The organism is Pseudomonas sp. MBLB4123 (assembly GCF_051904775.1).
GTDB lineage: Bacteria > Pseudomonadota > Gammaproteobacteria > Pseudomonadales > Pseudomonadaceae > Aquipseudomonas > Aquipseudomonas benzenivorans_B.
Window position 1 is genome coordinate 2,402,890 of record NZ_CP196711.1, and the last position, 18,616, is coordinate 2,421,505.

Sequence of the window (18,616 nt, forward strand, 5' to 3'; positions counted from 1 at the left end):
TGGCGCCAGGGCCGCACTGGCCGCATCGCGCACCGGCAACTGGTCCCTCTCCCGCCGGGGCCGCCTGCCTAGAATCGCGGTTCATCTCCCGGCCCAGAGGCGACCTCCCATGACCGACCTGAACCTCGAACCCGCCAGCCGCCTGGTGCCAGCCCGCGAATTGTTCGGCATCGACTCGAGCCTGCGCGTGCCGGTCTTTCTCAACCGCAGCGAGCAGGTGCCGGAGATCGACCCGGCCTACCGCTTCAACCCGGAAGTGACCCTGGCCATCCTCGCCGGTTTCACCCGCAATCGCCGGGTGCTGCTCCAGGGCCTGCACGGCAGCGGCAAGTCGACCCATATCGAGCAGGTCGCCGCGCGGCTCAACTGGCCCTGCGTGCGGGTCAACCTGGACGGTCATATCAGCCGCCTGGACCTGATCGGCAAGGACGGCATCGTCCTGCGCGACGGCAAGCAGGTCACCGAGTTCCAGGAGGGCATCCTGCCCTGGGCGCTGCGCCGGCCCACGGCGCTGATCTTCGACGAGTACGACGCCGGCCGCCCGGACGTGATGTTCGTGATCCAGCGCATCCTCGAGCAAGGTGGCAAGCTCAACCTGCTCGACCAGAACCAGCTGATCCATCCGCACCCCTATTTCCGCCTGTTCGCCACCGCCAACACCGTCGGCCTGGGCAACCTCAACGGGCTGTACCACGGCACCCAGGTGCTCAACCAGGCGCAGCTGGACCGCTGGAACCTGGTCGCCACCCTCAACTACCTGAGCCCGGCCGAGGAAGTCGCCATAGTCGCCGGGCGGGTGCCGCAGCTGGTCGCCCGCCATGGCGAGGCCCTGCTGGAGGCGATGGTGGCGGTGGCCGGGCTGACCCGCCAGGGCTTCGCCGCCGGCGACCTGTCGACCCTGATGTCGCCGCGCTGCGTGATTTCCTGGGCGGAAAACCTGGAGATCTTCGCCGACCCGGCCCAGGCCTTCCGCCTGTCGTTCCTCAACAAGTGCGACGAGGCCGAGCGGCCGCTGGTCGCCGAGTACTACCAGCGCTGCTTCGATCACGAACTGGAGGAGTCGGCGCTGCCCCGGCTCGCCCTGGCCTGACCCCACACAGGACCCCGCCATGACCCCGCCGCCACGCCGCGAGAAGCGCCAGCAACAGCTCGAAGAACTCTGCGCGGCGAGCCTGCGGGCGTTGTCCGGCGAGACGCGCCTGCGCTACCGCGGCGGGCGCCTGGAGGTCCGCGGGCGGGCCGTGCCGGTGCGCGCCCCGCACCTGCATCCGGACCCCGAGCGCGACGAGTTCCCGGCCTGGCGCGGGGTGGCCGACAGCCTGGCGCTGCGCCTGCGCCACAGCGATCCGCAGCTGCTGCGCCAGAGCCTGCCGGAGCAGCCGATCGCCCGCCTGGTGTTCGAGCTGCTCGAGCAGCTGCGCGTGGAATCGCTGGTGGCCGACTGTCACCCCGGGGTGCGGCGCAACCTGCTGCGCCGCTTCGAGCAGTGGAGCCAGCAGTTCCTCGACTCCGGGCAGACCGAGGGCCACGTCGGCCTGCTGCTCTTCACCCTGGCGCAGATGAGCTGGATGCTGCTGTGTGGCGGGCGCGCCGGCGAGCAGCTGGAGATGCTCATCGAGGCGCCGCGGCTGAGCCTGCTCGGTCACTTCGGCGCGGCCTTCGGCCTGCTGCGCCGCCATCGCGCCGACCAGGCGGCGTTCGCCGAGCAGGCCCGGCTGATCGCCACCAAGGTGCTGGAGCTGCTCGAGCAGCTGGACGCCGAGCTGCTCGGCAACGACGAGCGCAAGGTCTCGGAGATTGCCGAGAAGACCCACCTGGCCTTCGCCCTGCTGCTGGACGTCGAGCAGGACGGCGAGGGCGACGGCAGCGCCAGCGGCGCCGGCGCCGGCGATCCGCGCGGCGGCACCGAGGCCTTCGCCTACCGGGTGTTCTGCCGCGACTACGACCGCGAGCGCGACGCCGCCAGCCTGGTGCGCCCCGAGCTGCTGCGCGAACTGCGCCAGCGCCTGGACCGCCGCCTGGCCGGCCAGGGCCTCAACCTGCCGCGTCTGAGCAAAGGCCTGGGCGCCCTGCTGGCCGCGCCACGCCGCGACGGCTGGGCCTTCGCCCAGCGCGACGGCCAGCTCGACGGCGGCCGCCTCAGCCGCCTGATCATCAGCCCCGAGCAGCGCGACATATTCCGCCACGAGCGCGAGCGGCCGCACTGCGATTGCCTGGTCAGCCTGCTGATCGACAACTCCGGCTCCATGCGCAACCACATCGAACCCGTCGCCCTGCTCGCCGACGCGCTCGCCCGTGCCCTGGAGCTGGCCGGCGCGCGCAGCGAGATCCTCGGCTTCACCACCGGCCAGTGGAACGGCGGCCGCCCCCTCAAGCGCTGGCGCGGCCTCGGCCAGCCGGCCGATCCGGGGCGCCTGAACGAGCTCAGCCACCTGGTCTACAAGGATGCCGAGACCTCCTGGCGGCGCGCCCGGCCGAACATCGCCGCGCTGCTCAAGTCCGACCTGTTCCGCGAGGGCATAGACGGCGAGGCGCTGCTCTGGGCGCGCCAGCGCCTGCTGCAACGCGAGGCGCGGCGGCGCATCCTGATCGTGATCTCCGACGGCTGTCCGATGGACAGCGCCACCCACCAGGCCAACGCCCAGGACATCCTCGACCTGCACCTCAAGCAGGTGACGCAGCAGATCGAGCAGGAGGGGCGCATCGAGCTGTACGCCCTGGGCGTCGGCCTGGACCTGAGCGCCTACTACCGCCACAGCCTGGAGCTGGACCTGTCGCGCAGCCTGGACAACGCGGTGTTCGACGAGGTGCTGCAGCTGCTGGCGCGGCGCCGCTGAGCGCGCCCCGCCGCTGCAGCCGGTCGCCGGCCGTCCCGCCGAGCGCGACGCGAACTGGCGTGCCAGAGCGCTTGCGTCGGGTTTGCGCCACTCGTCACACTGGCTCCAGAAACGCCGTGAATGTGGCCCTAAACAGCTCGCGACCCGGGGGGGACTATTGGTCCGTCGAAGGGAAGCGACCGGGATGTTTCAGCAACAGGCGCGTCGCCCTGGGCACAGCCGAACCGACGCTCCCCTGAGACACTCCCCTGGAGGGCTCCGCCCGAGCCGCTACGCAGCCAGCGGCTCGCCGCTACGGCCCCATCCTGCACTTTCGTAGCCAAAAACAACTACAACGGAGTACGCAGTTATGACACCCAGCAAGCACTTCACCCGCACCCTTGGCCTGGCCCTGTGCCTCACGGCCGGCGCCCTGAGCAGCACCCTGGCCCAGGCCAAGACCTTCCGCATGGCCATCGGCGACAACGTCGGCGGCACCCAGTACGAGCTGGGCGTCAAGTTCGCCGAGGAGTTCAAGGCCCGCACCGGCGGCAAGCACGAAGCCAAGCTGTTCCCCAACAGCCAGCTGGGCAGCGAAGAGGACACCGTCAGCAACGCCGCCATGGGCACCCTGGACTTCTCCATCCTGGCCATCAACAACGTCACCCCCTTCTCGCCCTCGGTCGGGGTGCTGACCCTGCCCTACATGATCCAGAGCCTGGACGATGCGGTGACCCTGACCCAGAGCGAGATCGGCCAGAGCCTGACCGACAACACCGTGCGCGACGCCGGGGTGCGCATCGTCGGCTGGGCCTACTCGGGCTTTCGCGTGCTGACCAACTCCAAGCGCCCGGTGACCACCCTGGCCGACCTGAAGGGCCTGCAGATCCGCGTGCCGAAGAACGAGATCATGATCGACACCTACCGCGCCTGGGGCATCAACCCCACGCCCATGGCCTGGGCCGAGACCTTCACCGGGCTGCAGCTGAAGGTGGTCGACGGCCAGGACAACCCCTACATCACCGTGTCGGCGATGAAGTTCGACGAGGTGCAGAAGTACATCACCAACATCCGCTACCTGTTCTCCATCGAGCCGCTGATCATCAGCGAGTCGGTGTTCCAGGAGCAGAGCGCCGATGTGCAGCAGGCCATTCTCGAGGCCGGCAAGGCCGCCACCGAGCACAGCGCCCGCTTCCTGGTGGCCGAGGAGGACAAGATCAAGAAGGAGCTGACCGCCAAGGGCATGGTCATCGCCGACCCGGCCAACGGCGAGAAGGAGTGGATCGACCGCGCCGTGGCCCAGGTCTGGCCGAAGTACTACGAGCAGCTGGGCAAGGACAACCTGAACAAGGCCCTCAAGGCCATGGGTCGCGACCCGATCTAGTTCCCCGCACACGGGCCTAGGGGCCCACTGTGCGAGCGCCGGGAGGCCGAGCCCCCGGCGCTGTCCACCCTGCGCCGCCAGCCCGCCATCCGGCCACGCCTGGCGCCTCGTACCCTGCGATGAAACGCTGCGTCCCGGCCTGGGTGCAGCGCTTCGGGAGGCCCACCATGAAACCGGCCAGTACCCTGTTCAAGATCATCGACAACCTGGAGAACTACATCTGCCGCACCCTGCTGGCACTGTTCGTGGTCATCCTGTTTGCCCAGATTCTCAGCCGCAACCTGTTCAACCATTCGATCTCCTGGACCGAGGAGCTGGTCACCTACATGTTCGTCTGGTTCGCCTTCTTCGGCGCCAGCTACGCCGCCAAGCTGGCCGCCCACAACCGCGTCACCTTCCAGTTCAAGTTCATGCCGCGCAAGCTGGCCACCGGCCTGGAGGCCCTCGCCGACCTGATCTGGGTCGCCTTCAACGGCTACTTCGTCTACCTCAGCATCCTCTTCTTCACCAAGGCCAACCTGTTCTGGAAGTCCCAGACCCTGGGCATCCCGATGAAATACCTGTACCTGGTCCTGCCCATCGCCTTCAGCCTGATGGCCCTGCGCGTGCTCCAGGTCAACTACTACAAGCTGGTCAAGGGCATCGACATCCGCGACCCGGAAACCGAGGAGCTGGACAAGATCATCCACGACTCCGCGCACAACGACGACAGCCAATTCCGGGAGCGTGTCCATGGTTGATACCAATATCGTCTACATCCTGTTCGGCTCCTTCATCCTGCTGCTGCTGATCGGCACGCCGATCAGCATCTCCCTGGCGGTCTCGGCGCTGGCCTCCTTCCTCTACCTGGGCGAGAACCCGATCAAGTTCGTGCAGATCGCCTTCACCTCGGTGGGTTCCTTCCCGCTGATGGCCCTGCCGGCCTTCATTCTCGCCGGCGCGCTGATGGAGGCGGCGGGCATCTCGAAACGCCTGGTGACCCTGGCGGAAAGCTTCGCCGGCCCCATCACCGGCGGCATCTCCGCCTCCGCCGTGATGGCCTGCCTGTTCTTCGGCGCCATCTCCGGCTCGGGCCCGGCGACCACCGCCGCGGTGGGCATGCTGATGATCCCGGCCATGGTCAAGCGCGGCTACGCCAAGGGCTATGCCTCGGCGGTCACCGCCTCCTCCGGCGGCCTGGGCATCATCATTCCGCCGTCCATCCCCATGGTGATCTTCGGCATCTCGGCCATGGGCCTGCTGCCCTCGCCCGAGGCGGTGGAGAAGTTCGGCGCCTTCGGCTCGGTGTCCATTCCCAAGCTGTTCATCGCCGGGGTGGTGCCCGGGCTGATGCTGGCCGGCGGCCTGCTGGTGATGAACTACTTCCGCTGCAAGAACCTGGGTTACACCGGCAGCGGCGAGGGCTGGTCCTGGAGCAAGATCCGCAAGGCCCTGCGCGACGGCATCTGGTCCATCCTGGCGCCCTTCGTGATCCTCGGCGGCATCTACACCGGCCTGTTCACCCCCACCGAATCGGCCATAGTGGCGATCTTCTACACCCTGTTCGTCGGCCTGTTCATCCACAAGGAGCTGCACCTGCCGGAGCTGTTCAAGTCCCTGGAGACCACCACCTGGATCACCGGGCGGGTGCTGGTGATACTGTTCACCGCCACGGTGTTCGGCCGTCTGCTGGTGGAGAACCAGATTCCGGCGATAGTCGCCGACGGCATGCTCAGCCTGACCGACAACATCTACCTGATCTGGATCCTGATCATCGGCTTCCTGCTGTTCGTCGGCATGTTCATGGAGACCCTGGCGGCCATCATGATCCTCACCCCGGTGATACTGCCGGTGGCCTACAGCCTGGGCATCGACCCGGTGCACTTCGGCATCGTGCTGATCTGCTGCCTGAGCATCGGTTTCATGACCCCGCCGATGGGCGAGAACCTGTTCATCGCCTCGGGCATCTCCGGCACGGCGATCGAGGACATCTCGCACAAGGCCCTGCCCTTCGTGGCGGTGCTGACCATCGCCACCCTGATCATCGCCTACGTGCCGGCGATCAGCCTGACCCTGCCCGCCCTGTTGGGCTACTGACGACCTTCACTGGCCTTCGGTCGGGATCGCCAGCGCACTGCACGCCGGCGATCCCGTTTTGCCTTGCCCCGACCCAGCCCGCGCTGCCATTCAGCCGTCCGGCTGTTCCAGCGCCTGCACCAGGGCCTTGAGGAAGCGCGCCGCCTCGCCGCCGGTGACCGCGCGGTGGTCGAAGGTCAGCGACAGCGGCAGGATCGGGTGCACCACCACCTTGCCGTCCACCACCACCGGCTCGTCGCGGATGCCGCCGGCGCCGATGATCGCCACCTGCGGCGGCACCACGATGGGGTTGGCGTAGCGGCCGAACAGGGTGCCGAAGTTGGACAGGGTCAGGGTCGCGCCCATCATCTCCTGGGGCGGAATGGAGCGCGCCTTGACGTCGGCGCGCAGGCGCTCGGCCCCCTCCTTCAGGTCCTCGGCGCTGCGTGCGCCGACGTTGCGCAGCACCGGCACGAACAGGCCCTCGGGACTGTCCACGGCGATGCCCAGGTCGAGCTGCGCGTGCTGCTTGATCGACAGGTTCTTGCCGTCGAACCAGCTGTTGAGCACCGGCTCGGCCCGGCAGGCCACGGCGATGGCCTGGGCCAGGCGCACTAACGGGTCGCGGGCCTGGGTCCAGCGGTGCAGGTCGGCGTCGCCGACTATGACCACCGGCACCACCTCGGCATGGGAGCGGGCCATGTTGATCGCCATGCTGCGCCGCACGCCGCGCAGCTTCTCGCCGCCGAACTTGTCGCGGGCGCTCTGGGTCGCGGCCTCGACATCGGCGCGGGTGATCAGGCCGTCGCTGCCGCTGCCCTGCAGCGTGCTCAGGTCGACCCCCAGCTGGCGGGCCAGCTGGCGCACCGCCGGGGTGGCGCGCGGCGCCAGGTGCTCGCGGGTCGAGGGCGCGGCGCCGACGAAGAAGCTGTCGGCCTGGGCCTCGCCGCCGCCCTCCAGGCGGCCGACCACGGTGCCGGAATCGGCCTCGCCCTCGTAGGCCAGCAGCGGCTCGCCGACATGGAGGATGTCGCCCTCGGCGCCGAAGGTCTTGTGCACCACGCCGTCGTAGGGCGCGGGGATGTCGACTATGGCCTTGGCGGTCTCCACCGACACCAGCAACTGGTCGGTCTTCACCGCGTCGCCGGCCTTGACGTGCCACTCGACGATCTCGGCTTCCTGCAGGCCTTCGCCCAGGTCGGGCAGCTTGAAATACTTCATGGTTCGCTCCTGAGTCTGTGTCTGGGCACGCCCAGGGTTCAGGCGTAGTTCAGTACCGTGTCGCAGGCCGCGAGAATGTCCTCGACGCCCGGGATATAGAGTTGCTCCAGGCGGTACAGCGGCGGCGGGATGTCCGGCGCGGTGACCCGCTGGATAGGTGCCTGCAGGTCGAGCAGGGCTCGCTCGTAGAGGCTGGCGGCGATCTCCGCGCCCACCGCGCAGCTCTTCGGTGCCTCGTGGACGATCACGCAGCGCCCGGTCTTGCGCACCGAGGCCTCCAGGGTGTCGAGGTCCAGCGGCTTGACGCAGGCCACGTCGATCACCTCGGCGGCGATGCCCTGCTCGGCCAGCTGCGCGGCGGCCTGCAGGGTCTCGTGCACGCTGGCGCCCCAGCTGACCAGGGTCAGGTCGCTGCCCTCGCGCAGGGTGAAGCAGCTGTCCAGGGGCAGACGCTTGCCATCGTCCGCCAGCACCTGGGGATTCATCCGGTACAGCCGCGTGGGCTCGAGGAACAGCACCGGGTCGGGATCGTCGATGGCCGCCAACAGCAGCCCGTAGGCCCGCGCCGGCGACGAAGGCATGACCACGCGCAGGCCCGGCACCTGGGCGAACATCGCCTCGGTGCTCTCGCTGTGGTGTTCCGGCGCGCGGATGCCGGCGCCCATGGGCGTGCGCAGCACCATGGGGCAGCTCAGGCGGCCGCGGGTGCGGTTGCGCAGGCGGCTGGCGTGGGACACCAGGTGATCCAGGGCCGGGTAGATGAAACCCATGAACTGGATCTCCATCACCGGCTTCAGGCCCTGGGCGGCCATGCCGACGGCCAGGCCGGCGATCATGGTCTCGGCCAGCGGCGTGTCGATCACCCGCTTGAAGCCGAAGGCCTCGCGCAGGCCGGCCGTGGCGCGGAACACCCCGCCATTGACGCCGATGTCCTCGCCGAGCACCACCACGTTGTCGTCCTCGGCCATGGCCCGATGCAGGGCCAGGTTGACCGCCTCCAGCAGGCTCAGCTTCTGCTCACTCATGGCGGCTCTCCTCGCGGCGCGCGGCGCGCTCGTGGAACATCTCGCGCTGCTCGGCCAGGGCTGCCGGCCACTGCCCGTAGACATGGTCGAACACCGAGTCGAGGGGCTGATTGCCGGCCGCCTCGAAGGCCTCGACGGCCCGCTGCACCTGGGCCTGACACTCGCCAACCAGGGTCTGCTCACGCTTCTCGTCCCACACCCCCTGGGCGGCGAGGAAGGCCTGCAGACGCTTGATCGGCTCCTCGCGCCAGGCCTGCTTGACCTCATCGGCCGAGCGATAGCGGGTCGCATCGTCGGCGGTGGTGTGGTCGCCGAGGCGATAGCTGAGGCATTCCAGCAGCACCGGCCCCTTGCCCTGGCGCGCCCGCTCCAGGGCCAGCTGCAGACGATCGTAGAGGGCGAGGATGTCGTTGCCGTCCACCTGCTCGCCATGAAAGCCCGCGCCTATGGCCTTCTGCGCCAGGGTCGGGGCGCCGCACTGGATGCGCCGCGGCACGGAGATGGCCCACTGGTTGTTGTTGACCACGAAGACCACCGGCAGCTGCCAGGCACCGGCGACGTTCAGCGCCTCGAGGAAATCGCCCTTGCTGGTGGCGCCGTCGCCGCAGGTGGTGACGGCGACCCGGTGCTCGCCGCGGATCTTCATCGCCGTGGCCACGCCGCAGGCATGCAGGGCCTGGGTGGCGATGGGCACGCAGAGCGGGAAGTCCTGCCCCACCGCCGGATCGACATAGGCACTGCCGCGCTCGTCGCCGCCCCAGTACAGCAGGATCTCCTCCATGCGCACCCCGCGCATCACCTGGGCCGCGGTGTCGCGGTAGTAGGGCACCAGCACGTCGTCGGCGCGCATCAGGGCGCCGATGGCCACGCCTATGGCCTCCTGGCCGACGGTCGGCGCATAGGTGCCGATGCGCCCGGTGCGCTGCAGGGCCACGGCCTTCTGATCGAACAGGCGGGTCAGCACCATCTGCCGGTACAGGCGGATCAGCAGGTCGAAGTCGTCGGCCCAGTCCGGCAGCGCAGCGAGCAGCCGGCCCTCGGGGTCGAGGTAACGGGTATAGGGCAGTTTCAAGCGGTCAGGCATGGAAGCTCTCCTCGGCACCGGGTAGGTGACTGGGCGATACCCGGCGCGTGTGGCCCCGGGTTGGGCGCGGATGCCCTCCGGTGAGGGGGTATCCGCCAGGGACGGGGACAGGCACGGGCGCGCCCCTCAACTGCCGTACAGCAGGCGCTCGGCCAGGCTGTCGGCGACCCGTGCCGGCGAACGCCGGTCGGCCTGGGCATGGGCGTATATCTCGGCCAGGCGCTGGCTGATCTTGCTCAGGTGCGCGGTGATGGTGGTCAGGCTCTCGCCGCGATGCCGCAGGGCGACGTAGATCAGCCCGCCGGCATTGATCACATAGTCCGGCGCATAGAGGATGCCGCGGGCCTGCAGGCTGTCGCCGACGTCGGCGTCGGCCAGCTGGGTATTGGCCGCCCCCGCCACTGCCGCGCAGCGCAACCCGGGCACCGTCTCGGCATTGAGGATGCCCCCCAGGCCGCAGGGCGCGAGGATGTCGCAGGGCGTGGCGAGCAGGGCATCGCGGCTCACCGGATGGGCGCCGAGCTGCTCCACCGCCAGCTGCACCCGACCGCCGTCCAGGTCGCTGACCCACAGCTCGGCGCCGACCGCGTGCAGCTGCTCGGCCAGGGCGTAGCCGACATGGCCGAGCCCCTGGATCGCCACGCGCAGACCGGTCAGGTCGTCGCTGCCCAGGCGTGCCAGGGCCGTGGCGCGAATCCCGGCGAACACGCCCATGGCGGTGTGCGGCGAGGGGTCGCCCTCGCGGGTGGTGCTGGTGACGTGGCGGGTATGCTGGGCGATGCAGTCCATGTCGGCACTGGAGGTGCCACTGTCGACCGCGGTGATGTAGCGCCCGCCGAGGCTCTCGATCATGCGACCGAAGGCCTCGAACAGCGCGCCACGGTTCGCCACGTGGGCGGGACGGACGATCACCGCCTTGCCGCCGCCCTGTTCGAGGCCGGCCAGGGCGGCCTTGTAGCTCATGCTCTGGGCCAGGCCGATGGCATCGCGGATCGCGCTCTGCTCGTCGGGGTAGGCCAGGTAACGGCAGCCGCCGAGGGCCGGACCGAAACGGGTGTTGTGGATGGCGATCACCGCCTTGAGCCCGGTCGCCGGGTCCTGGGCGAAATGCAACGCCTCCAGCCGCGAGTCTTCCATCATGGCGAACATGCTGTGGCTCCTTGGCTGCGGGGCCGACGCGGCGCTGAAGCGGCCTGTCGGCGCCACCGACTCTCATCGTTAACGCCAGTATAGGCGTGCTCCCCGACGCTGCCGGACACAGCCGACATAAGCCCGTCGCCCCGGGCTGGACGCCACGGCAGCGGCCGGCTACAAAGCAGTCATCAGCGGAGGAGACCATGGACCCGCGCCTATCCTGCCTTGCCTGCCTCGACCGCGAACCGCCGGCCCTGTTCGAGGCGGCGCTGTGGATAGCCGCCGAACACGACCCGACCCTGTCTCCCGAGGCCGCATTGCGCGCCTTGCATGCCCTGCAACAACAGGTCGACGCCGGTCTGCCCAGCCTGCCGCCACGGGAACTGGCGCAACCCTTGCTGCGGCGCCTGAGCGAACTGGACTTTCACGAGGACGAGGACAACCCGCCCGCACCCCGGGCCGCCCTGCTGCATCAGGTATTGCAGCGCCGCCGCGGCCAGCCCCTGTCGCTGGCACTGATCGCCCTGGAGCTGACGCGGCGCCTGGGCATCCCCCTGCAGGGGGTGAACTTCCCCGGCCACTTCCTGCTGCGCGTGCCGGGGGCCGATCACCTGCTCGACCCCTGCGGCGGCCGCCGCCTGTATACCCGCGACTGCCGCGAACTGCTGCTGCGCCAGTTCGGCCCCCACATCGACCTGAACGCCGGCCACCTGCTGACCTGCGATGCCCGCACGATGCTCCAGCGTCTGTCGCGCAACCTGCGCCAATTGCACCTGCAGGCCCAGAACGCCCTGGCCGCGCTGAAAGATGCCGAACGGGTGCTGCAGCTGGGTCCCCCGACCCTCGCCGACCACCTGGCCCGTGCCGACCTCTATCACCAGCTGGATTGCCCCCAGGCCGAGCGCTTCGACCTGCAGCGTGCCCTGCTGCTGTGTGACGATGCGGCGCAGCGTCTGCAGCTCGGCGAGCGCCTGCGTCGGCTGCACGCCAGCCCGGCGCTGCACTAGGCCGGCGAGCGCCTACAGCAGCCCCAGGGCCTTGGCCCGCGCCACCGCCTGGGTGCGCCGGGTCACGCCGAGCTTGTCGTTGATGCGCCGGGCGTGGGTCTTGACCGTGTGCTGGGAGATATACAGCTGCTCGGCGCAGGCCTGTGCCTCGTCCAGGCGGCCGACCAGCAACAGCCCCAGGCGGATAAGCGCCCGAAAGTGGTATTCGCCCTGTCAACCGAAAGGCTGAATCCCCCTCTGGCGCGGCGCTTTCCCGTCCCCCACGGGCGGGCTCGATGCACCACTATCGAACGGCTGAATGCCCCTAGCCCCCGGGGCGCCTGGCCGCCAGCCAGCGGCCGGAAGCCTGGCCATCGCACACGTATCGATTTCGATACATCGTAATGAAAACGACACGAAAGCGACGCCGACCTGTCACGGCGCGACATTCAGGGGCTTTTCCCTCGCGATCCGGGTCGCTGCGCAGACGATCGTATCGAAATCGATACGCGGCCCGACCCGCCAAACTCACAAAATTCATGTAAGCATTTGATTTTATTATAAAAAAACAACATGGCATCGGCCTTGCTAACTACTCACGCAAGAGCGCTCGCTGCCCGGCACGAGCACCTTGATCATCGCCCAAACAAGAACCGGGCGAGTCTGACTACTTGAGGAGTCCACATGAGCGAGTTGCGTTTTACTGTCGATCACGAATGGCTGCGTCAGGAAGCCGATGGCCTGGTTACCGTTGGCATCACCGCTTATGCCCAGGAAGCCCTGGGTGACGTGGTATTCGTGCAGCTGCCGGACGCACAGTCCTATAGCGCAGGCGCCGAAGTGGCCGTGCTGGAGTCGGTCAAGGCCGCCAGCAACATCACCATGCCTCTGGAAGGCGAGATCGTCGAAGTGAACGCCGAGCTGGAAGGCAGCCCGGAGCTGGTCAACGAAGACCCGCTGGGCAAGGGCTGGTTCTTCCGCTTCCGTCCGGCCAATGCCGGCGCGGTCGCCGAGCTGCTGGATCAGGCCGCCTACGACCGCCTGCTCAAAGCCAACGACGACGCCTGAGGTGGCCGGCATGACTGACGCAATCGACCTAAGTACCGCCAACGAATTTATCGCCCGCCACATCGGCCCCCGTGACGCCGATGTCGCCAGCATGCTCGAGCTGCTCGGCTACGCCTCGCTGGAGGCACTGATCGACAGCGTGATTCCCGAGAGCATCAAGGGCAGCAGCGTCCTGGAAATGACCGCCGGCCTCAGCGAGGCCGACGCCCTGGCCAAGATCAAGGCCATCGCCGCGAAAAACCAGCAGTTCACCAGCTACATCGGCCAGGGTTATCACGGCACCCACACGCCGGCGCCGATCCTGCGCAACCTGCTGGAGAACCCGGCCTGGTACACCGCCTACACCCCCTACCAGCCGGAAATCTCCCAGGGCCGCCTGGAGGCCCTGCTGAACTTCCAGACCCTGATCATCGACCTCACCGGTCTGCCGATCGCCAACGCCTCCCTGCTGGACGAGGCCACCGCCGCTGCCGAAGCCATGACCTTCTGCAAGCGTCTGTCGAAGAACAAGGCCAGCAACGCCTTCTTCGCCTCCCAGCATTGCCACCCGCAGACCCTCGACGTGCTGCGCACCCGTGCCGAGCCCCTGGGCATCGAGGTGGTGGTCGGCGACGAGCGCAGCATCGACGACGCCGGCGCCTACTTCGGCGCCCTGCTGCAGTACCCGGCGAGCAACGGCGACATCTTCGACTACCGCGAGCTGGTCGAGCGCTTCCATGCCGTCGGCGCCCTGGTCGCCGCGGCCGCCGACCTGCTGGCCCTGACCCTGCTCACCCCGCCCGGCGAATTCGGCGCCGACGTGGCCATCGGCAGCGCCCAGCGCTTCGGTGTGCCGCTGGGCTTCGGCGGCCCGCACGCCGCCTACTTCGCCACCCGCGAGGCGTTCAAGCGCGACATGCCCGGCCGCCTGGTCGGCGTCTCGGTGGACCGTTTCGGCAAGCCGGCCCTGCGCCTGGCCATGCAGACCCGCGAGCAGCACATCCGCCGCGAGAAGGCCACCAGCAACATCTGCACCGCCCAGGTGCTGCTGGCCAACATCGCCAGCATGTATGCGGTGTACCACGGTCCCCAGGGCCTGACCCGCATCGCCAAGCGCGTGCACCAGCTGACCGCCATCCTCGCCCAGGGCCTGAGCCAGCTCGGCTACGGCGTCGAGCAGGCAAACTTCTTCGACACCCTGAGCATCGCCAGCGGCACCAAGACCGCCGTCCTGCACGCCAAGGCCCGCGCCGCCGGGATCAACCTGCGTGAGATCGACGCCGAGCGCCTGGGCCTGTCCCTCGACGAGACCACCACCCCGGCCGCCGTATCGGCCCTGTGGGCGGTGTTCGCCGACGGCCAGAGCCTGCCGGACTTCGACGCCCTGGCCGCCAGCGTCGCCGCGCGCCTGCCGCAAGGCCTGCTGCGCCAGTCGGCGATCCTGGCGCACCCGGTGTTCAACCGCTACCACAGCGAAACCGAGCTGATGCGCTACCTGCGCAAGCTGGCCGACAAGGACCTGGCCCTGGACCGCAGCATGATCCCGCTGGGCTCCTGCACCATGAAGCTCAACGCCACCAGCGAGATGATCCCGGTGACCTGGGCCGAGTTCGGCAACCTGCACCCCTTCGCCCCGAGCGAGCAGAGCCAGGGCTACCGCCAGCTCACCGACGAGCTGGAGGCCATGCTCTGCGCCGCCACCGGCTACGACGGCGTCTCCCTGCAGCCGAACGCCGGCTCCCAGGGCGAATACGCCGGCCTGCTGGCCATTCGCGCCTACCACCGCAGCCGCGGCGAGGAGCAGCGCGACATCTGCCTGATCCCGCAGTCCGCCCACGGCACCAACCCGGCGACCGCCAGCATGGCCGGCATGCGCGTGGTGGTGACCGCGTGCGACAGCCTGGGCAACGTCGACATCGAAGACCTGCGGGCCAAGGCCGTCGAGCACAAGGAGCGCCTGGCCGCGCTGATGATCACCTACCCGTCCACCCACGGCGTATTCGAGGAAGGCATCCGCGAGATCTGCCAGATCGTCCACGACAACGGCGGCCAGGTGTACATCGACGGCGCCAACATGAACGCCATGGTCGGCCTCTGCGCCCCGGGCCAGTTCGGCGGCGACGTGTCGCACCTGAACCTGCACAAGACCTTCTGCATCCCCCACGGCGGCGGCGGCCCGGGCGTCGGCCCGATCGGCGTCAAGGCCCACCTGATCCCCTTCCTGCCCGGCCACGACAAGATGGCGCGCAAGGAAGGGGCGGTCAGCGCCGCGCCGTACGGCAGCGCCAGCATCCTGCCGATCACCTGGATGTACATCAGCATGATGGGCGGCGAAGGTCTCAAGCGCGCCTCGCAACTGGCGATCCTCAACGCCAACTACATCGCCCGCCGCCTGGAGGAGCACTACCCGGTGCTCTACACCGGCAGCAACAGCCTGGTGGCGCACGAGTGCATCCTGGATCTGCGCCCGCTCAAGGAGACCAGCGGCATCAGCGTCGACGACGTGGCCAAGCGTCTGATCGACTTCGGCTTCCACGCCCCGACCATGTCCTTCCCGGTGGCCGGCACCCTGATGATCGAGCCGACCGAGAGCGAATCCAAGGAAGAACTGGATCGCTTCTGCGACGCCATGATCGCCATCCGCGAGGAAATCCGCGCGGTGGAGCGTGGCGCAGTGCCGGCCGACAGCAGCCCGCTGAAGAACGCGCCGCACACCGCGGCCGAACTGGCCGGCGAGTGGAACCACGGCTACAGCCGCGAGCAGGCGGTGTACCCGCTGGCCTCGCTGGTCGAAGCCAAGTACTGGCCACCGGTGGGCCGGGTCGACAACGTGTTCGGCGACCGCAACCTGGTCTGCGCCTGCCCGTCCATCGAAGCCTATCAGGAGGCCTGAGAGTAGTGCGGCCGAGCGGATGCCCCGGCATCCCGGCGGCCGCACCTGACCGCCCGCTGTGACGGCGGTCAGCCCCCCTGCGGGGGGTGCGGCGCGCCGCTTGTGTCGGCAAACCCAGGGTGCTCGCCGCGCCTCCCCGCAACGGTCGCTGCCTACCGGCGGCAACCCTGCACACCAGCGATTCCCATTGCGGCACAACCGCACGAAAGCCCCTATCCGACGCGGGTAAACCCGCGCTTACAACAAGAAAGAGGTGCTCTACATGGAATTCATCAACACCCTTACCAATCAAATCAACGGCCTGGTCTGGGGCCCGCCCATGCTGGTGGCGATCCTCGGCACCGGGCTGTTCCTCATGCTGCGCCTGAAATTCATGCCCCTGAGCAAGATCGGCGCAGGCTTTGCCCTGATGTGGCAGGGCCGCAAGAAAGGCGACGAGGCCAGTGGCGAGATCAGCCCCTTCCAGGCGCTGATGACCTGCCTGGCCGCCACGGTCGGTACCGGCAACATCGCCGGCGTGGCCACCGCGATCTTCCTCGGCGGCCCCGGCGCGCTGTTCTGGATGTGGTGCACCGCCCTGGTCGGCATGGCCACCAAGTACTGCGAAGTGGTGCTGGCGGTGCATTACCGCGAGACCGACGCGCGCAAGGAGCACGTCGGCGGGCCGATGTACGCGATCAAGAACGGTCTGGGCAAGAAGTGGCTGTGGCTCGGCAGCGCCTTCGCCATCTTCGGCGGCCTGGCCGGCTTCGGCATCGGCAACATGGTCCAGGTCAACTCCATGGCCCACGCCCTGACCGACACCTTCGGCATTCCGGCCTGGGTCACCGGCCTGGTCGCCATGGCCTTCGTCGGCCTGGTGATCCTCGGCGGCATCAAGCGCATCGGCAAGGTCGCCGCGACCCTGGTGCCGGCCATGTGCGTGACCTACGTCGCCGCCGCCATCGTGGTGCTGATCGTCAATGCCGACGCCATCCCCGGTGCCTTCTCGCTGATCTTCACCCATGCCTTCACCCCGGTGGCCGCCACCGGTGGCTTCGCCGGCGCGGCGGTGATGGCGGCCATCCGCTTCGGCGTGGCCCGCGGCATCTTCTCCAACGAGGCGGGCCTGGGCACCGCCGGCATCGCCCAGGCGGCCGGCACCACCACCAGCGCGGTGCGCTCGGGGATGATCGGCATGCTCGGGACCTTCATCGACACCATCATCATCTGCACCCTGACCGGCCTGGCGATCATCGCCTCGGGCGTCTGGACCAGCGGTGCCAGCGGCGCCGGCCTGTCGGCGGCGGCCTTCGAGTCGGCCATGCCCGGCTTCGGCGGCGCCATCCTCAGCATCGCCCTGGTGGTCTTCGCCTTCACCACCATCCTCGGCTGGAGCTACTTCGGCGAGAAATGCTGGGAATACCTGGTCGGCACCCGGTCGATCATGCCGTTCCGCATCCTCTGGGTCCTGGCCGTACCCTTCGGCGCCATCGCCCAGCTGGACTTCGCCTGGCTGGTCGCCGACACCCTCAACGGCCTGATGGCGCTGCCCAACCTGCTGTCGCTGCTGCTGCTCAGCCCCGTGGTGGTCAAGCTGACCAAGGAATACTTCGCCCGCGACGGCCGTGTGGCCGGCGGCGCCCCCGTACAACGCTAACCCCCCAGGCGCGACCGCGAGGCGGTCGCGCCCTTAGTACAGGACTGATCCGATGTTCTATAAAAGCCTGACCCTGGACCACTACGATCCGGCCCTGGCCCACGCCATCGCCGCCGAAGAGCGCCGCCAGGAAGACCATATCGAGCTGATCGCCTCGGAAAACTACACCAGCCCCGCGGTGATGCAGGCCCAGGGCAGCGGCCTGACCAACAAGTACGCCGAAGGCTACCCGGGCAAGCGCTACTACGGCGGTTGCGAGCACGTCGACCTGGTCGAGCAGCTGGCCATCGACCGCGCCAAGCAGCTGTTCGGCGCCGACTACGCCAACGTCCAACCGCACTCCGGCTCCTCGGCCAACAGCGCCGTGTACCTGGCCCTGCTCAACGCCGGCGACACCCTGCTGGGCATGAGCCTGGCCCACGGCGGCCACCTGACCCACGGCGCCAAGGTCAGCTCCTCCGGCAAGCTGTACAACGCCGTGCAGTACGGCATCGACGCCGACGGCCTGATCGACTACGACGAGGTCGAGCGCCTGGCCCTCGCGCACCAGCCGAAGATGATCGTCGCCGGCTTCAGCGCCTACTCCAAGACCCTGGACTTCCCGCGCTTCCGCGCCATCGCCGACAAGGTCGGTGCGCTGCTGTTCGTCGACATGGCCCACGTCGCCGGCCTGGTCGCCGCCGGCCTCTACCCGAACCCGCTGCCGTTCGCCGACGTGGTCACCACCACCACCCACAAGACCCTGCGCGGCCCGCGCGGCGGCCTGATCCTGGCCAAGGCCAACCCGGAGATCGAGAAGAAGCTCAACGCCGCGGTGTTCCCCGGCGCCCAGGGCGGCCCGCTGATGCACGTGATCGCCGCCAAGGCGGTGTGCTTCAAGGAGGCCCTGGAGCCGGGCTTCAAGGACTACCAGCAGCAGGTGATCAGGAACGCCCAGGCCATGGCCGACGTCTTCGTCGGCCGCGGCTTCGAAGTGGTCTCCGGCGGCACCGACAACCACCTGTTCCTGCTCAGCCTGATCAAGCAGGGCCTGACCGGCAAGGCCGCCGACGCGGCGCTCGGCGCCGCGCACATCACGGTGAACAAGAACGCCGTACCGAACGACCCGCAGTCGCCCTTCGTCACCTCCGGCCTGCGCATCGGCACCCCGGCGGTCACCACCCGCGGCTTCAAGGAAGGCGAGTGCCGTGAACTGGCCGGCTGGATCTGCGACATCCTCGCCGACCTGGACAACCCCAGCGTCATCGAACGGGTCCGTGGTCAGGTCGCGGGGCTGTGCGCCAGCTTCCCGGTCTACGCTGAATAGATAACTAGGTTGCTTAGCCCGACGCG

At 68.6% G+C, this 18,616-nt stretch carries 14 protein-coding genes and 1 pseudogene; 10 read left to right on the top strand and 5 right to left on the bottom strand.

Annotated features, from left to right (window positions below):
- Window positions 1-109 precede the first annotated feature (109 nt).
- From ACSX1C_RS11090 to ACSX1C_RS11110, 5 genes are all read left to right on the top strand, one after another.
- Window positions 110-1,090 (top strand): AAA family ATPase, encoded by a 981-nt coding sequence (locus ACSX1C_RS11090; RefSeq protein ID WP_439886182.1) that lies wholly within the window; start codon window positions 110-112, stop codon window positions 1,088-1,090.
- Between the two features lie 19 nt (window positions 1,091-1,109).
- The gene (locus ACSX1C_RS11095) at window positions 1,110-2,837 is read left to right on the top strand and encodes a cobaltochelatase CobT-related protein (RefSeq protein ID WP_439886183.1); all 1,728 of its coding nucleotides are present in this window, start codon (window positions 1,110-1,112) and stop codon (window positions 2,835-2,837) included.
- Between the two features lie 349 nt (window positions 2,838-3,186).
- Complete coding sequence (locus ACSX1C_RS11100; protein ID WP_439886184.1) at window positions 3,187-4,200, top strand: TRAP transporter substrate-binding protein; 1,014 nt, start codon at window positions 3,187-3,189, stop codon at window positions 4,198-4,200.
- 167 nt (window positions 4,201-4,367) lie between these two features.
- Window positions 4,368-4,940 carry a TRAP transporter small permease gene (locus ACSX1C_RS11105; protein WP_439886185.1) on the top strand — a complete coding sequence of 191 codons (573 nt, stop codon included), beginning with the start codon at window positions 4,368-4,370 and terminating at the stop codon, window positions 4,938-4,940.
- Window positions 4,933-6,276, top strand: coding sequence for a TRAP transporter large permease (locus ACSX1C_RS11110; RefSeq protein WP_439886186.1), 1,344 nt, complete (start codon window positions 4,933-4,935; stop codon window positions 6,274-6,276). Before ACSX1C_RS11105 ends, ACSX1C_RS11110 begins: the two co-directional genes overlap by 8 nt.
- A gap of 90 nt (window positions 6,277-6,366) precedes the next feature.
- Here the strand turns inward: ACSX1C_RS11110 and ACSX1C_RS11115 are convergent, their stop codons facing one another.
- The 4 genes from ACSX1C_RS11115 to ACSX1C_RS11130 form a co-directional block, all read right to left on the bottom strand.
- Complete coding sequence (locus ACSX1C_RS11115) at window positions 6,367-7,476, bottom strand: dihydrolipoamide acetyltransferase family protein (RefSeq protein ID WP_439886187.1); 1,110 nt, start codon at window positions 7,474-7,476, stop codon at window positions 6,367-6,369.
- A gap of 38 nt (window positions 7,477-7,514) precedes the next feature.
- A complete protein-coding gene (locus ACSX1C_RS11120; RefSeq protein WP_439886188.1) occupies window positions 7,515-8,501 on the bottom strand; it encodes an alpha-ketoacid dehydrogenase subunit beta in 987 nt (328 codons plus the stop codon).
- The gene (pdhA, locus tag ACSX1C_RS11125) at window positions 8,494-9,585 is read right to left on the bottom strand and encodes a pyruvate dehydrogenase (acetyl-transferring) E1 component subunit alpha (RefSeq protein WP_439886189.1); all 1,092 of its coding nucleotides are present in this window, start codon (window positions 9,583-9,585) and stop codon (window positions 8,494-8,496) included. The genes ACSX1C_RS11120 and pdhA overlap by 8 nt, the downstream gene beginning before the upstream one ends.
- Window positions 9,586-9,711: 126 nt before the next feature.
- Window positions 9,712-10,734 carry a Glu/Leu/Phe/Val dehydrogenase dimerization domain-containing protein gene (locus ACSX1C_RS11130; RefSeq protein WP_439886190.1) on the bottom strand — a complete coding sequence of 341 codons (1,023 nt, stop codon included), beginning with the start codon at window positions 10,732-10,734 and terminating at the stop codon, window positions 9,712-9,714.
- 188 nt (window positions 10,735-10,922) lie between these two features.
- Between ACSX1C_RS11130 and ACSX1C_RS11135 the strand changes: the two genes are divergently transcribed.
- Complete coding sequence (locus tag ACSX1C_RS11135) at window positions 10,923-11,726, top strand: SirB1 family protein (protein WP_439886191.1); 804 nt, start codon at window positions 10,923-10,925, stop codon at window positions 11,724-11,726.
- 12 nt (window positions 11,727-11,738) lie between these two features.
- Here ACSX1C_RS11135 and ACSX1C_RS11140 read toward each other — a convergent pair.
- Window positions 11,739-11,858 (bottom strand): annotated as a pseudogene (locus tag ACSX1C_RS11140) (LuxR C-terminal-related transcriptional regulator); the annotation flags it as partial.
- Between the two features lie 531 nt (window positions 11,859-12,389).
- On the opposite strand from ACSX1C_RS11140, the gene gcvH reads away from it, so the two are divergent.
- The 4 genes from gcvH to glyA all read left to right on the top strand — a co-directional run bounded on the left by gcvH (window position 12,390) and on the right by glyA (window position 18,590).
- Window positions 12,390-12,773, top strand: coding sequence for a glycine cleavage system protein GcvH (gene gcvH, locus ACSX1C_RS11145; protein WP_318645177.1), 384 nt, complete (start codon window positions 12,390-12,392; stop codon window positions 12,771-12,773).
- Window positions 12,774-12,783: 10 nt separating this feature from the next.
- Window positions 12,784-15,645 (top strand): aminomethyl-transferring glycine dehydrogenase, encoded by a 2,862-nt coding sequence (gene gcvP / locus ACSX1C_RS11150; RefSeq protein WP_439886192.1) that lies wholly within the window; start codon window positions 12,784-12,786, stop codon window positions 15,643-15,645.
- Window positions 15,646-15,907: 262 nt separating this feature from the next.
- Window positions 15,908-17,284: an alanine/glycine:cation symporter family protein gene (locus ACSX1C_RS11155; protein ID WP_439886193.1), complete on the top strand. Its 1,377-nt coding sequence runs from the start codon at window positions 15,908-15,910 to the stop codon at window positions 17,282-17,284.
- 52 nt (window positions 17,285-17,336) lie between these two features.
- Entirely contained in the window at window positions 17,337-18,590 is a 1,254-nt protein-coding gene (gene glyA / locus ACSX1C_RS11160; protein ID WP_439886194.1) for a serine hydroxymethyltransferase, read from the top strand.
- Window positions 18,591-18,616: the final 26 nt, after the last annotated feature.

Bases quoted from the DNA above. Each gene is read 5' to 3' on its own strand.
- ACSX1C_RS11110 (WP_439886186.1), top strand. From the start codon at position 4,933: ATGGTTGATACCAATATCGTCTACATCCTGTTCGGCTCCTTCATCCTG.
- ACSX1C_RS11120 (WP_439886188.1), bottom strand. From the start codon at position 8,501: ATGAGTGAGCAGAAGCTGAGCCTGCTGGAGGCGGTCAACCTGGCCCTG.
- pdhA (WP_439886189.1), bottom strand. From the start codon at position 9,585: ATGCCTGACCGCTTGAAACTGCCCTATACCCGTTACCTCGACCCCGAG.
- ACSX1C_RS11100 (WP_439886184.1), top strand. From the start codon at position 3,187: ATGACACCCAGCAAGCACTTCACCCGCACCCTTGGCCTGGCCCTGTGC.
- ACSX1C_RS11135 (WP_439886191.1), top strand. From the start codon at position 10,923: ATGGACCCGCGCCTATCCTGCCTTGCCTGCCTCGACCGCGAACCGCCG.
- gcvP (WP_439886192.1), top strand. From the start codon at position 12,784: ATGACTGACGCAATCGACCTAAGTACCGCCAACGAATTTATCGCCCGC.
- ACSX1C_RS11115 (WP_439886187.1), bottom strand. From the start codon at position 7,476: ATGAAGTATTTCAAGCTGCCCGACCTGGGCGAAGGCCTGCAGGAAGCC.
- gcvH (WP_318645177.1), top strand. From the start codon at position 12,390: ATGAGCGAGTTGCGTTTTACTGTCGATCACGAATGGCTGCGTCAGGAA.
- ACSX1C_RS11090 (WP_439886182.1), top strand. From the start codon at position 110: ATGACCGACCTGAACCTCGAACCCGCCAGCCGCCTGGTGCCAGCCCGC.
- ACSX1C_RS11130 (WP_439886190.1), bottom strand. From the start codon at position 10,734: ATGTTCGCCATGATGGAAGACTCGCGGCTGGAGGCGTTGCATTTCGCC.
- ACSX1C_RS11095 (WP_439886183.1), top strand. From the start codon at position 1,110: ATGACCCCGCCGCCACGCCGCGAGAAGCGCCAGCAACAGCTCGAAGAA.
- glyA (WP_439886194.1), top strand. From the start codon at position 17,337: ATGTTCTATAAAAGCCTGACCCTGGACCACTACGATCCGGCCCTGGCC.
- ACSX1C_RS11105 (WP_439886185.1), top strand. From the start codon at position 4,368: ATGAAACCGGCCAGTACCCTGTTCAAGATCATCGACAACCTGGAGAAC.
- ACSX1C_RS11155 (WP_439886193.1), top strand. From the start codon at position 15,908: ATGGAATTCATCAACACCCTTACCAATCAAATCAACGGCCTGGTCTGG.